A 12606-nucleotide genomic window follows, 5' to 3' on the forward strand; every position below is an offset into this window, starting at 1 on the left:
CCGTACTGGCCCTGGCCCGCCGACGAGTGAACGTTCTGTGGGCACTTCTGCGTGACGGACGGTGCTATCAGCTCACACCACCGGTCACCGCTGCGGCTTGACAACAGCATTAGGAAGCGTCTCCCGCCCCGAGGGTCTGCAGGTGGGCCAGCGAGCCGTAGCGGGCGACGAGCGCCTCGTACTCGGCCTGGTCGTGGAAGGTCAGCGCGCCCGCCCCGAAGCCCTTGGCGGCCTCGACGGCGAAGCGCGCGGCGGCGGCGATGTCGGTCTCGTGGCTGGCGCCGGTGGCGCAGCCCGGAACCGGCGCCGCCGCGGTGATGGCGAGGCCGACGACCGGCGCCCGCGTGGCGGTGGCTGGCTGCAGGATCGAGTTCAGGTGGTGGACGCCGTTGCCGTAGGGCGTGATGTCCTGGGTGGTGACGGGGAACGTCACGGCGGGCTCGCCGGTCACGACCGCGAGCAGTCCCGCGAGCTGCTCGCTGACGCGTAGCACGTAGCCCTGCCTGACCGTCGGCGACAGCGCCAGCCCGCGGTGGTTGATGAACGTGTTGCCCTTGGTCGTGTCGATGGACAGCACGGCGTCCATGTCCGGGGTGATCTCGTGCTCGTTCATCGTCGCGATGTCGACCGGGGAGTCCATGAACGGCACCGGGTCGTGCGGCTGGGTGGGGGCGTCCGGGCAGACGTGGGTGGCGATGACCACGTCGCCGTCCAGCACGTCGCCGCGCGAGCGCATCTCCAGCAGCTTGGCCGCCGCGGCGAGCGCCGCCGCCGCGCCGTCGCCGTCGGAGGTGAAGCCGAGGATCTCGGGGCGGGCGCCGATCCCGCCCAGCCGGCCGACGATCCCGAGGGTGGGCGCGTCGCCGCCGCGGGCGCGGCCGCGGCGGCCGGGGACGCGCACGCGCACGAAGTCGGTGGAGCCCTTGTCGCCGTGAACGGTGACGACCTCGGCCCCGGAGCCCTCCGGCCCGGCCGCCCGGTCGAGGAGCTCGGCGACGGACTTGCCGCTCGCCGCGGGATCGTCGAGCCGGTCGATCACGTCGAGTACGTGCTTGAGCATGGACACTACCTCTGCCAACGGGTGAAGAGCGGGGTGTATGCCCAGGTTGCAGCGCTATTATCGAAATAAGCAACTTTGTCCCGCTATTTGCAACGGAGGCCACGGTGCCCGGATGGGGTTTCGGTGCCGACCGCAGCACGCCCAAGGGGCTGCTGCAGACCGCGGACCGGGCGCTGCTCGTCCTGCTCGGATTCGACCGCAACCGCGGGGACTGGGGGGTGACCGAGGTCGCCGAGGAGTTCGGCTGGGACAAGTCCGCCGCGCAGCGCATCCTCGCGACCCTCGCCCACCGCGGGTTCCTCGTCGCCGACCCCGACACCCGCCGCTACCGCGTCGGCCCCGCGGCCCTGCACCTCGGCCGCAGCTGGGAGCGGTCGGGCTCGCTGCGGATGCTCGTCACGCCCGTCCTCACCGACCTCAGCATGCGCACCGGCGACACCGCGCTGCTGTCGGTCCCCGACGGCTTCCACATCCGCTGCGTCGCGGCCGTGGACGGCGCGGCCGGGCCGCTGCGCTACTACCCCCTGGTCGACGAGCTGTACCCGGCGCACGCGGGCGCCACCGCCCAGGCCTACTACGCCTTCGTCCCCGAGGACGAGCGGCTGAGGCTGTTCCGCGACCGGCCGATGGCCCGGTTCACCGAGCGGACGCTCACCGACGTCGGCGAGCTGGAGGCCCGCTTCCGGCAGGTGCGCGAGCGCGGATACGCCTTCACCGCCGGCGAGTACGACGCGCACGTCGCGACGCTCGCCGTCCCCGTGCGGCTGCACGGCGAGCCCTTCGGAAGCCTCAGCCTCGGCGGGCACGAGGACCGCTTCGCCGCCCCGCTCGACCGGCTGCCCGCGCTCCAGCGCGCCGCCGAGCAGGTCGAACGCCTCCTCACCGGATCCCGGCGCTCCTGAAAGGACCCCTTGTGGAACTGCTCCTGCTGTCCAACTCCACCGCCCATGGCCGCTCCTACCTGGAGCACGCCATGGAGGCGGTGACCGCGTTCCTCCCGGCGGGCGGGACGCTCGCGTTCGTCCCGTACGCGCTGGCCGACCACGACGGGTACACCGACACGGTCCGCAAGGCGCTCGAACCCAGGGGCGTCACCGTGCGGGGCGTGCACACCACCGGCGACCTCGACGGCGCGGACGCGGTCTTCGTCGGCGGCGGCAACTCCTTCCGCCTGCTGCGGGACCTGTACTGGACCGGCCTGCGCGACGCGCTGCGCGAGGCCGTCCCCGGCGGGCTCCCCTACATGGGGGCGAGCGCGGGCACGAACATGGCCTGCCCGACGCTGCGCACCACCAACGACATGCCGATCGTGCAGCCGCCGAGCTTCGCGGCCCTCGGCTTCGTCCCCTTCCAGATCAACCCGCACTACCTGGACCCGCAGCCCGGCAGCACCCACATGAGCGAGACCCGCGAGCAGCGCCTCACCGAGTTCCTGGAGTGCAACGACGTGCCGGTGCTGGGGCTGCGGGAGGGCACCTGGCTGCGGGTGTCGGACGGGACGGCCACGCTGGGCGGGAAGCTGGACGCCCGGCTGTTCCGGCGGGGCGAGGAGCCCCGCGAGCTGCCCGCCGGCTCGGACGCGTCCTGGCTGCTGTCGGCCCCGGCGGCGTTCGACGCCTGACCCGGCCGCGCGGGCGTCCGCCGCGTCACGTTCGGCGCGCCCGGCTCCGGGTATGCGGCCCGCATGGACGAGCGTGAGGATTCCGGACACGAGCCCGAGACGACGCACGACCGCGACTTCGCGCCGGTGAACCAGGGGTCGGACGCCCGCGGCCGCACCGTTCCCGGCGCCTCCGTCCCGGCGCGCGTGCCGGGCGAGGACCCCGCGGAGCGGGACGCCCGCCGGGAGGACGAGATCAGCGGCACCGGCACGCCCGGCGTGGGCACCGGCCACCCCGACGCGCTGCCGGCCGACGAGGAGGGCGTCCGCGAGGCCGAGCGCGGCGACGACTCCCGCTGACCCGCGGCGACGGCGTTCTGTCCGAGGCGGCCGCTAGGGTCCCGCCGTGCTCGTTCTCTCCCGGCGGGACGTCGAGGAACTGCTCGACGTCGACGCGCTCATCGACTCCCTCGCCCCCGCGATGGCCGACCTCAGCGCCGGCCGCGCGCACGTCCCCGAACGGACCGCCGCGGCCGTCCCGGAGCGGGACGCGCTCCTGCTCGACATGCCGGGCCACGCGCCGTCGGCGGGCGCGCTGGCCAGCAAGCTCGTGTCGGTGTTCCCCGGGAACGCCGGGACGGGGCTGCCCGTGCGGCAGGCGGTGATCGTCGCGTTCGACCCGGCCACCGGGGAGCCCGCCGCGCTGCTCGACGGCACCCACATCACCGCGGTCCGGACCGCCGCGTGCGCGGCGCTGTCCGCGCGGCTGCTGGCCCGCGACGACGCCTCGGTGGTCGCGGTGCTCGGCACCGGCGTCCAGGCGCGGGCGCACGCGATCGCGGTCCCGCGCGTCCGGGACGTCCGGGAGGTCCGCATCGCCGGGCGCGACCACGCCAAGGCCGCGGCGCTCGCGGAGGAGCTGTCGGGCGCCGTGGACGCCGACGTGCGCGCCGTCGCGGGCTACGCGGAGGCCGTCGCGGGCGCCGGGATCGTCAGCGCGGCCACCTACGCGGTGGAGCCGGTCGTCCGGCGGGAGTGGCTGGCGCCGGGGACGCACGTCACCTCGATCGGCTACAACCCGCGCGGCCGGGAGGTCGACGACGCGACGATCGCCGACGCCGCGCTGTTCGTGGAGTCCCGCGCGGCGGCCCTGGCGGCCGTCCCGCCGAACCTCGACCTCGCCGAGCCGCTGGAGCGCGGCGTCATCACGCCCGCGCACGTCCGGGCCGAGCTGGGCGAGGTGGTCGAGGGCACCCGCCCGGGCCGCGCGTCGGAGGAGGAGATCACGCTGTACAAGTCGGTCGGCGTGGTCGTCCAGGACCTCGCCGCCACCGCGCTGGTGCTGCGGGAGGCGCGGCGGCGCGGCGCCGGGACGGAGGTGCGCCTCTGAGCGGACGCCCGGGGTGCGCGGCGTCGCCGGTCAGGCGTCGGGGCGGCGGTCGCGCCACCACGACGCGACGGCCCGGCGGATCGGCGCGTGGTGCTCGTCGTCCACGATCTTCACATCGCCCATGAAGGCGTTCGCGGTGACCCGGACGATGGGGATGCGCTCCCCCGGGCAGGGCTCGCGCACCTGGACGCGGCGGTCGCCGAGGAAGGCGTGGCCCATCAGCTCGACCGCCACCCCGTCCGGCACGATGATCTTCACGTCGCCCATCACGGCGGTGGCCGAGATGTGCACCTCGCCGGTCGGGACCTGCGCGCCGCGCAGGTCCAGCTCGACGTCGCCCATCACCGACACCGCCTCCAGCGGGCCGTCGATGCGCCCGACGATGCGCTCCTTGCAGTCCCCCATGACGGCGCTGAACCGCCGCTTCACCTGCGGCGGCGCCGGGTTCGCGCCGGGCGCGCCCATGCCGGGCAGGTCGGCGGTGATGTGCTCCAGGTCGGCGCGGGTGACGGCCGCGTAGGCGGCCTCGGTCCGCTCGGTCAGCTCCTCGAAGGTCAGCCGCCCCTCCACCGAGGCGACCCGCAGCCGCTCGACCACGGCCTCGCGCTCGGCGTCGGAGGCCCGGACCGCCCCGTGAACGGGGGTCGTCCCGGCGGGATCCTCCCCCGGCCCCGCGGGGTGGAGGTCCTCCCGCCGCCGCCGCGGGCGGCTCGGGCACGGCGGCCGCCCCTGCTGCGGACTGGACTGACTCATGGTTCCGAAGTTATGCCCCCGCGCCGCATGGACAATCCGCCGCGCGGACGAGATCGCCCCACCACCTGAGGAGGATGCCCCGGCAGGCGGGGCGGAGGCATGATCGTCCGACCGGCCGAACGCGGTTCTGTATCCTGCGTCTGGGGACGTCCCCCGCGAACCGGCCTCCGCAGCACAGGAGCAGCGCAGTGACCCACGAGGTGTTCAACCAGGTTCCCCCGCTCGCCGGCCACGACCTCGCCGACGACCCCGCCCTGCTGGACGGGCTGGAGCGCGAGGGCGCCGGCTGGGCCGCCCCGGAGGTGCACGAGCTGGGCCTCCTGGCGGGCACCGAGCGCGCCCAGGACTGGGGCCGCCTCGCCAACGAGAACCCGCCCGTCCTGCGCACCCACGACCGCTACGGGCACCGCGTCGACGAGGTGGAGTTCCACCCGGCGTGGCACGAGCTGATGACCGTCGCGGTGACCCATGGCCTGCACGGCTCCGCCTGGGCGGACCCGCGCGAGGGCGCGCACGTCGCCCGCGCCGCCAAGTTCTACACCTGGCGGGTGGACGCCGGGCACGGCTGCCCGATCTCGATGACGTACGCCGCCGTCCCCGCCCTGCGCCAGGCCCCGGAACTGGCCGCGCGATACGAGCCGCTGCTCGCCAAGCCCGAGTACGACTTCGGCCTGCGCGCCCCGCTCACCAAGAACGCGCTGCTCGCGGGCATGTCGATGACGGAGAAGCAGGGCGGCTCGGACGTCCGCGCCAACACCACGCGGGCGACGCCCCAGCCGGACGGGACGTACCGGCTCGTCGGCCACAAGTGGTTCACCAGCGCCCCGATGTGCGACGTGTTCCTCACCCTGGCCCAGGCGCCGGAGGGCCTGACCTGCTTCCTCGTCCCCCGCGTCCTGCCCGACGGCGCGCTCAACCCGCTGCGGCTGATGCGGCTGAAGGACAAGCTCGGCAACAAGTCGAACGCCTCGTCCGAGGTCGAGTACGAGAACGCGGTCGCGTGGCGGGTCGGCGACGAGGGGCGCGGCGTCCGGACCATCATCGAGATGGTCAACATGACCCGGCTGGACTGCGTGATCGGCGCGGCCGCCGGCATGCGGCAGGGCGTCACGACCGCGGTGCACCACGCCGCGCACCGCAAGGCGTTCGGCGCGTACCTCATCGACCAGCCGCTGATGCGCAACGTCCTCGCCGACCTCGCGGTCGAGTCGGAGGCCGCCACGGTCCTGATGACGCGGCTCGCCGGCGCGACGGACCGCTCGGTGCGCGGCGACGCGTCCGAGGCGGCGTTCAAGCGGCTCGGCCTGGCGGTCAGCAAGTACTGGGTCTGCAAGCGGTGGCCGGCGCACGCCGCCGAGTCCCTCGAATGCCTCGGCGGCAACGGCTACGTCGAGGAGTCGGGGATGCCGCGCCTGTTCCGCGAGTCCCCGCTGAACTCGATCTGGGAGGGCTCGGGCAACGTCGCCGCGCTCGATCTCCTCCGTGCGACGCTACGCGAACCGCAGACGCTGGAGGCGTTCTTCGGCGAGGTCGAGCTCGCCCGCGGCGCCGACCCGCGCCTCGACGCCGCCGTCCAGGAGGCCAAGGACGCCTTCGCCGACACCGCCACGATCGAGTACCGCGCCCGCCGCGTCGCCGAGCGCCTCGCACTCGTCCTCCAGGCATCACTGCTGGTCAGGCACGGTCACCCGGCCGTAGCCGACGCCTTCTGCGCCACCCGCCTGTCCGGCGACTGGGGCGCCGCCTTCGGCACCCTCCCGCCCGGCCTCGACCTAGCCCCGATCATCGACCGCGCCACCCCGAAAGTCGGCTGAAGCCGTTCTTCACGCCACAGGCGTTCGCAGCAAGCCGGCGCAAGCTCGGCGTGATCGCGCCGTCCACCAAGACGATCGCGGCGCGGCCTGCGAGCGGGTCCCGCTGCCGGTGCGGCAGGCGGCGCAGCGCCGACCGCGCTGCGAGGCGAGCCGCGACTCCGTGGCTCAGGGGAAGGCGACCGGGTCGTAACCGGTCGGGTCGGGGCAGTGGTCCTCGAACCAGCGGCAGACCCTCCAATTCCACTCCCACAGGCGGTGGGGGTCGGTGCAGAAGAGGGCGTAGGTCTCGGCGATCAGTTCCGCGTCGGACCGCTCGGCATAGCGGGTGATGGGCGTGAAGCCGAACCGGCGGGCCATGTCGCCGAAGTCCCGGGCCAGCCTCGACTTCCTGAGGATGTCGGGGACGGGACCGGTGAGCGCGTTGGTGAGCGCCTCGGTGAGCGTTCCGGCCTGCGCGCACTCGGGGAGGGCGTCGCAGCCGGTCACCGCCGTCGCCGCCGTCATGAGCCCGTCCCTGGTCTGCCGCATGGCCGTCTGCGCCGTCGCGAGCCCCTGCTTCGCAGTGACGATCGCGCCGGCGTCGCAGGTCTCCAGTGCGACGCACAAGAGCTCGACGGCGCGGGCATACGCCTGCTCGCCGGAGGGGTAGACCTGGATCGCCTCCGTCCATGGCCTCAACGGCCTCCGGTAGGAGAGCTTCGAGGTGTAGACGTCCTTCAGCTTCCGCGCGAGGGCGGAGGCGTCGCGGTAGGCCGCGGCGCGGCCGGCCTCCCACGACTTCCTGGCCAGGTGCGGGGGCCGCTGCCCGATCGCGTGCCCCATCTCGTGCAGCACCTCGAACTCGCAGACCGGCCCGGCGTCGCCCGGCGCGCCGCAGCAGCTGAGCCCCTGATGGTCGAAGATCGGCTGGTAGACGTGCAGGTGCGGCGGGTCGGGCAGGGGGCGCTCCTGGACCGGGTCGTACGTCCTGTTGAGCCCCGCGTGGTAGGCCCCCACGTGCAGTAGCGAGGCGCCGACCGGCCTCGGCGGCACCGCACCACGGATCAGCGCCGTCCCCGCGAGCTGGCCGCGGCCGTGCGCCGGGAGCCGCGACAGCGCGCCCGCCGTCAGCGCGATCTCGACGGGCCTCCACTCGGCGCCCCCCTGCCCCTCGATCCCGGTGAGCCCGTAGGCGGTGATCAGCTCGGCCTTCATCGCGTCCGCTCCCCGCGCGGAGACGAACTGGGCCGGGTTGCGGTCGGTCCCTGCTCCGAGCCGTTCGGCGCGGACCACCCGATCGCCGTCGACCGAGATCTCGTAGTGGACCGAGCCGCCGGCGCAGGCGACGGTGGCCTGCCAGGTCCAGCCGGTCGGCGACCAGGTGGGGTCGTCGTCGAAGGCGGCGTAGCACAGCCGGAGCATGTCGTTCAGCACCTCCCGCTGCTCGTCCTCGGGGACGAAGTCGAGCACGGCCGTGTAGCCGCTCACCGCCAGCGTTTCGACCGGGTCGGACCTGGGCTCCAGCGCCGGCAGCGTCGCCTTGAACAGCTTGCCCTGCGTGCTCCCGCCTTCGGTGAGGGCGTGGACGGCCCTTCGCCGCAGCGAGTTCAGCGGCCTGCTCTGGAACTCGTCGGTGTCGGTGAGCGCTCGCACCCGCACGACGCCTAGAGCGTCGGGGCCGACGGTGACCGCGCACCGCCTGATGCCGCGCAGGATCCGCGGCCGCTGCGTGGACGGCGGATATTTGACCATCAGCCCGAGGTACCGGGCGTACAGCTCCGACCACAGCAGGGTCAGCTCCGCCGCCTCGTCCTCGCTCGGCGTCACGCCCGCCAGCTCCGCCGACGTGATGGGGCACAGCTCGATCCAGTCGGCCGCGAAAGCCCCCAGCGCGGCCGGGTCGCTCTTCTGCCCCTGCGCGGTGATGACCTGGCCGAGCAGGCCCTTCGCCGTCCGCAGCCGCTCCATCCGCGCCACGTGCGCGCGCGGTCTCCGCGCCTGCCGCCGCACCTGCTCCACCTCGACGGCCAGGTCATGTACGGGCGACGACGGATACATGGATCTCCTCGGCCTACGACGACCCTGCGGCCCTTACGACGCTAGGTCACTTCACCGCCCCTCGCCAGCACAGGGACGACCGAAACCCCGCCGAAGGCCGAGGCCGCGCTGGTCCGGCCGGCGCCAGGCACTCCCGTTGACGCCCCGCCGGGCATGATGGCGAGCGCCGCGACCATGGCGATCAGTAGCGCCCCGACGCCGACGGCGCACGGCACATGGGGGGCTGCACCGGGCGGTGAGCCTCACACGCGGTCACGGGTGGCCCGCCCCGCGCTGCGCAGAGACGAGAACCACGCCCCCGGCCTCTCCGTCCCGTCCGGCCACCGAGACCTGCCGCGCAAGGTGCGGCCGGTCTCATCAAGGTACGAAAGCCGCCGTACTACGCCCGACCGGCGGCCGGTACGAGCTCCGGTTCACGTACTGCGGCATCAGCGGCGTGCCGGGCTTCTTCCCTGAGCGGCGGGACCGGCGGCCAGAGCGTGGCGGATCAGGTGGCGAAGGTCCTCGCCCACCAGGGCGCGATGCGGGCGGTGCTCGCGCTGGACGTGCTGACCCTGCTGGTCGCGCCGGCCATGCTCGCCGTCGCTCGGCTGGCCCGGCAAGGCGCGCCGCGGCTCGCGCTGGCCGGCGGCTGGATCGCCGGCGCGGGATGGCTGGCGGGAGTGGTCGGGCTCCTGCCGCTGGACGCCGTGCTGTACGAGGCGGCGGTGTGCTGCTCGGCGCCGCGCTGTGGCGGTCCCGCGCCGTCCCCCGGTCCGCGGGGCTGCTCGTCGGGATCACTCCGCTGATCCACCTGGCTCGCGACGCCGGCCTGGGCAACCCGCCGCCGCCCTGATCACATCCCCGCCACCGCCCTCGACATCGTCCTCGTCCCGCATCCGCCATTGATGACGGCCTGGTCGCCCCGCAGGCCGGCACGAACCTGAAGATCGCCGCGGACCAGGTCGCCGACACCCGGGCATGGTGAAGGTGGCGAAGCCGCAGTTCGACCTGGCCGGTGACGCGGCCGTCGCCCCCGTCACCCCGGCCACCGCGCCGATCCCCTACCTGCTGACCGTGGTCGGGCTCGCATCGACCTCCGCTCGGGAGTCCCTATGACGGAGTGTCCAGGCGGTCCTTCAGAGCCTTCGTGATCCGGTCGACGTCGGGTCGGGTGGTCCGCCAATTGCTGAAGGCGGCTCGAAGCGCGGGCACCCCGGCATAGGTGGTCGGGGTGAGGAAGGCGTCCTCCGCCAGTTCGGCGGCGAGGTCGGCGAGCCGCTCGGCGGTGGGCTCCTCAGCCAGGGTGAAGCAGACGACGTTCAGGCGAACCGGTGCCAGCAGGCGCAGCCCGGGGATCGCCTTGATCGCCTCGCCGAGAGCGTGTGCGCAGGCGATGTTCCGCTGAACGATCTCACGGTGCCCGGCCCGCCCGTAGGCCCGCAGCGTGAACCAGGCGGCGAGGGCGCGCAGGCGCCGCGAATTCTCCGGCGTGAGGTGGACGTGGTCAGGGGTCTCGCCGAGCGGGCCGAGATAGGCGGCGGCGTTCTGGAACACCCGCACCTGGAGATCCGGGCGGCGGGTGAACTGCACGGCGCTGTCGTAGGGGACGTTCAGCCATTTGTGGAGGTCGATGCAGATGGAGTCGGCGGCGTCGAGCCCGGCGACCAGGTCCGCGTGGTCCGGCGACAGCGTCGCGAAACCTCCGAAGGCGGCGTCCACGTGCAGCCAGAAGTCGTGGCGTTCCCGCAGCGCGGCGATGGCGCGGAGGTCGTCGAAGTCGACGGTGTTGACCGTGCCGGCGTTGGCGACGACGACACAGGGGCCGTCCACCTGCGTCAACGCCTGCTCCAGCGCGGCGAGGTCGACTGCCTCCCGATCGTGGACGGTCGGCACGGGGATCAGCGCGGTGCGGCCCAGGCCGAGCATGGACAGGCCCTTGGCGATGCTCGAATGCGGGCTACCGGACAGGACCGAGACTCGTCCCAATGCCGACGCGCCCTCTTCCGCCACGCTGACGCCCGCTCGGTCGCCCAGCCATTCGCGGGCGATGGCCAGGCCCACCGTGTTGGACATGGTCGCGCCGCTGACGAACGTGCCGTGATGCGCGCTGCCGAGGCCGAACAGGTCGCGCAGCCAGTCGATGGTGCGGCGTTCGAGTTCGGGCGCCGCGCCGTCGAGCGCCGAGGTGGGGTTCTGGTCGGCGGCCGCGGTCAGCCAGTCGCCCGCCAACGCGGCCGGCGTGGCGCCACCGGTGACGAAGCCCAGGTAGCGCGGGCCTGAGCTCGCCGAGAACAGCGGGGCCCAGGTGCGGGTGAACTCCTCGAGCGCCGCCGTCAGCCCGGCTCCCTCCTCGGGGAGCGGTTCTGGGGCGGGCGGACGAAGCGGCGGGACGACCGGCTGCTCGTCCAGGCGGCCGAGGATCCCGGTCGCCTGGACGCGAGTCGCCTCCAGTAGGGCAGGCAGTTCTGCGAGATCGGCGGCGAGGCGTGGGTGCATGGGAGGCTCCGATTTCCGTGGTTCCAGGTGGACGGTATCCAGAGCGGGGTGCCAAACACTGGTCCAATAAGAGCAAACTGGACCAGTGCACATCACGGACAACCAGCTGGCCGCCGCGCTGGGCGCATGGCGCAGACCAGGTGCCGCCCTGGCCCGAGCGCTGGCCGACGCGGTCGGCGACGCGGCTCTGGACGGACGGCTGCGGGTCGGCTCCCGGCTGCCCGCCGAGCGCCGTGCCGCCGCGGCGCTCGGCGTCAGCCGCGGCACGGTGATCGCGGCGCTGGGCATCCTGCGCGACGAGGGATGGGTCGACACCCGTCGCGGCAGCGCGAGCATGTTGCGGCTTCCGCCGGCGGCCACGACGCGCATCGCGCCGTCGTCGGCCGTCGGCGAGCACGGCGCGATCGACCTGCGCAGGGCGGTTCCGGCGGCACCGCACGCGCCCTATCAGCGGGCCGTACTGAGAGCGGCCGAGCGCTCCGGCCCGGTCCTGGCCGAAAGCGGGGAGACCGGCCCCGGGCTGCCCGAGCTGCGATCACAGCTCGCGGACCGCCACACGGCGGAGGGGCTCGCCACCCGGCCCGAACAGATACTGATCACCTCGGGAGCGCGCTCGGCCCTGGCGCTGCTGTCGGCGCACCTGCGTCCCCGGGTCGTGGCCGTGGAGATCCCGACCTATGTCGATCCGCTGGCCGGCTTCCGGGCCTCCGGCAGACGCCTGGTCGGCTGCCGGGTGACCGCGGACGGCTGGGACCTGGACCAGCTCGACGGCGCGTTCCGCACCGCGGCGGGCGGGATGGCCTACCTCGTCCCCGACTTCCAGAACCCGACCGGCGCGCTCATGCCGAAAGCCGACCGGCAGGCCGTGGCCCGGCTGGCCGAACGGCACGGAGTGACCGTGGTGGCCGATGAGACCATGCGCGATCTCGACCTGCGCGACACCCCCGCGCCGGTCCAGCGGATACCCGGCTCCCTCCTCATCGGGTCGGCGGCCAAGACGATCTGGGCCGGCCTGCGGGTCGGCTGGATCCGCGGGCCGGCCGCGCTCATCGGCGAGCTGGCCCACCATCCCCTGTGCGAACCGCTGTCGGCGGCGCCGACCCAGCAACTGGTCGCCGCCGAACTCCTGCGCGACCTGGAACCGCTGCTGCGTGACCGGCGGGCCGCCCTGCGCCGGCAGCGCGACCACCTGAGCGGGCTGCTGGCCGGAGACGACCGCTGGCGGTTCACGGTCCCTCCAGGGGGCCTCGCGCTCTGGTTGCGCCTGACCACCGAGCGAGCCGATCTCGTCACGACACGCGCCCGCGCCCACGGACTCGAACTGTCTCCAGGTCCGTCGTTCGCCGCCGACGCGACCCACTCCCACCACCTCCGCCTGCCTTACACCCCGCCGGTCAGCACGCTGGACCGCGTCGCCACCGTCCTGGATCTCGCATGCGGCCATCAAGGCCCGCGAGGAGCCGGATGAGCTGTG

Annotated in this window: 12 protein-coding genes; 8 read left to right on the plus strand and 4 right to left on the minus strand. The window is 73.9% G+C overall.

Annotated elements, in window-relative coordinates; translation table 11 throughout:
• Positions 1–109 precede the first annotated feature (109 nt).
• On the minus strand, positions 110–1060 hold the full coding sequence (locus tag amrb99_RS18220; protein WP_190857267.1) for a DUF1177 domain-containing protein: 951 nt from the start codon (positions 1058–1060) through the stop codon (positions 110–112).
• Between the two features lie 104 nt (positions 1061–1164).
• On the opposite strand from amrb99_RS18220, the gene amrb99_RS18225 reads away from it, so the two are divergent.
• The 4 genes from amrb99_RS18225 (at position 1165) to amrb99_RS18240 (ending at position 4050) form a co-directional block, all read left to right on the plus strand.
• The gene (locus amrb99_RS18225) at positions 1165–1962 is read left to right on the plus strand and encodes an IclR family transcriptional regulator (RefSeq protein WP_190857269.1); all 798 of its coding nucleotides are present in this window, start codon (positions 1165–1167) and stop codon (positions 1960–1962) included.
• An 11-nt stretch (positions 1963–1973) separates the two neighbouring features.
• Complete coding sequence (gene pepE / locus amrb99_RS18230; protein ID WP_190857271.1) at positions 1974–2681, plus strand: dipeptidase PepE; 708 nt, start codon at positions 1974–1976, stop codon at positions 2679–2681.
• A 63-nt stretch (positions 2682–2744) separates the two neighbouring features.
• On the plus strand, positions 2745–3020 hold the full coding sequence (locus amrb99_RS18235) for a hypothetical protein (RefSeq protein WP_190857273.1): 276 nt from the start codon (positions 2745–2747) through the stop codon (positions 3018–3020).
• Between the two features lie 46 nt (positions 3021–3066).
• The gene (locus amrb99_RS18240; protein ID WP_190857275.1) at positions 3067–4050 is read left to right on the plus strand and encodes an ornithine cyclodeaminase family protein; all 984 of its coding nucleotides are present in this window, start codon (positions 3067–3069) and stop codon (positions 4048–4050) included.
• 30 nt (positions 4051–4080) lie between these two features.
• Here amrb99_RS18240 and amrb99_RS18245 read toward each other — a convergent pair whose 3' ends face one another.
• Complete coding sequence (locus tag amrb99_RS18245) at positions 4081–4803, minus strand: DUF1707 domain-containing protein (RefSeq protein WP_190857277.1); 723 nt, start codon at positions 4801–4803, stop codon at positions 4081–4083.
• Positions 4804–4991: 188 nt separating this feature from the next.
• Between amrb99_RS18245 and amrb99_RS18250 the strand changes: the two genes are divergently transcribed.
• Positions 4992–6617, plus strand: coding sequence for an acyl-CoA dehydrogenase family protein (locus tag amrb99_RS18250; RefSeq protein WP_347256733.1), 1626 nt, complete (start codon positions 4992–4994; stop codon positions 6615–6617).
• Positions 6618–6782: 165 nt separating this feature from the next.
• Here amrb99_RS18250 and amrb99_RS18255 read toward each other — a convergent pair whose 3' ends face one another.
• Positions 6783–8654 (minus strand): hypothetical protein, encoded by a 1872-nt coding sequence (locus amrb99_RS18255; RefSeq protein ID WP_190857281.1) that lies wholly within the window; start codon positions 8652–8654, stop codon positions 6783–6785.
• A gap of 479 nt (positions 8655–9133) precedes the next feature.
• On the opposite strand from amrb99_RS18255, the gene amrb99_RS18260 reads away from it, so the two are divergent.
• Both amrb99_RS18260 and amrb99_RS52475 read left to right on the plus strand, forming a co-directional pair.
• Positions 9134–9442 (plus strand): hypothetical protein, encoded by a 309-nt coding sequence (locus amrb99_RS18260; RefSeq protein ID WP_190857283.1) that lies wholly within the window; start codon positions 9134–9136, stop codon positions 9440–9442.
• 181 nt (positions 9443–9623) lie between these two features.
• A complete protein-coding gene (locus amrb99_RS52475; protein ID WP_277819958.1) occupies positions 9624–9752 on the plus strand; it encodes a hypothetical protein in 129 nt (42 codons plus the stop codon).
• On the opposite strand, the gene amrb99_RS18265 is transcribed toward amrb99_RS52475, so the two are convergent.
• Complete coding sequence (locus tag amrb99_RS18265) at positions 9747–11132, minus strand: pyridoxal-dependent decarboxylase (protein ID WP_190857285.1); 1386 nt, start codon at positions 11130–11132, stop codon at positions 9747–9749. The genes amrb99_RS52475 and amrb99_RS18265 overlap by 6 nt on opposite strands.
• 85 nt (positions 11133–11217) lie before the next feature.
• Here amrb99_RS18265 and amrb99_RS18270 point away from each other — a divergent pair, with 85 nt between their 5' ends.
• Positions 11218–12600 carry a PLP-dependent aminotransferase family protein gene (locus amrb99_RS18270; protein WP_206699996.1) on the plus strand — a complete coding sequence of 461 codons (1383 nt, stop codon included), beginning with the start codon at positions 11218–11220 and terminating at the stop codon, positions 12598–12600.
• The last annotated feature ends 6 nt before the right edge of the window (positions 12601–12606 follow it).

Origin of the sequence: Actinomadura sp. RB99, assembly GCF_014706005.1 — a bacterium.
Classification (GTDB): domain Bacteria; phylum Actinomycetota; class Actinomycetes; order Streptosporangiales; family Streptosporangiaceae; genus Spirillospora.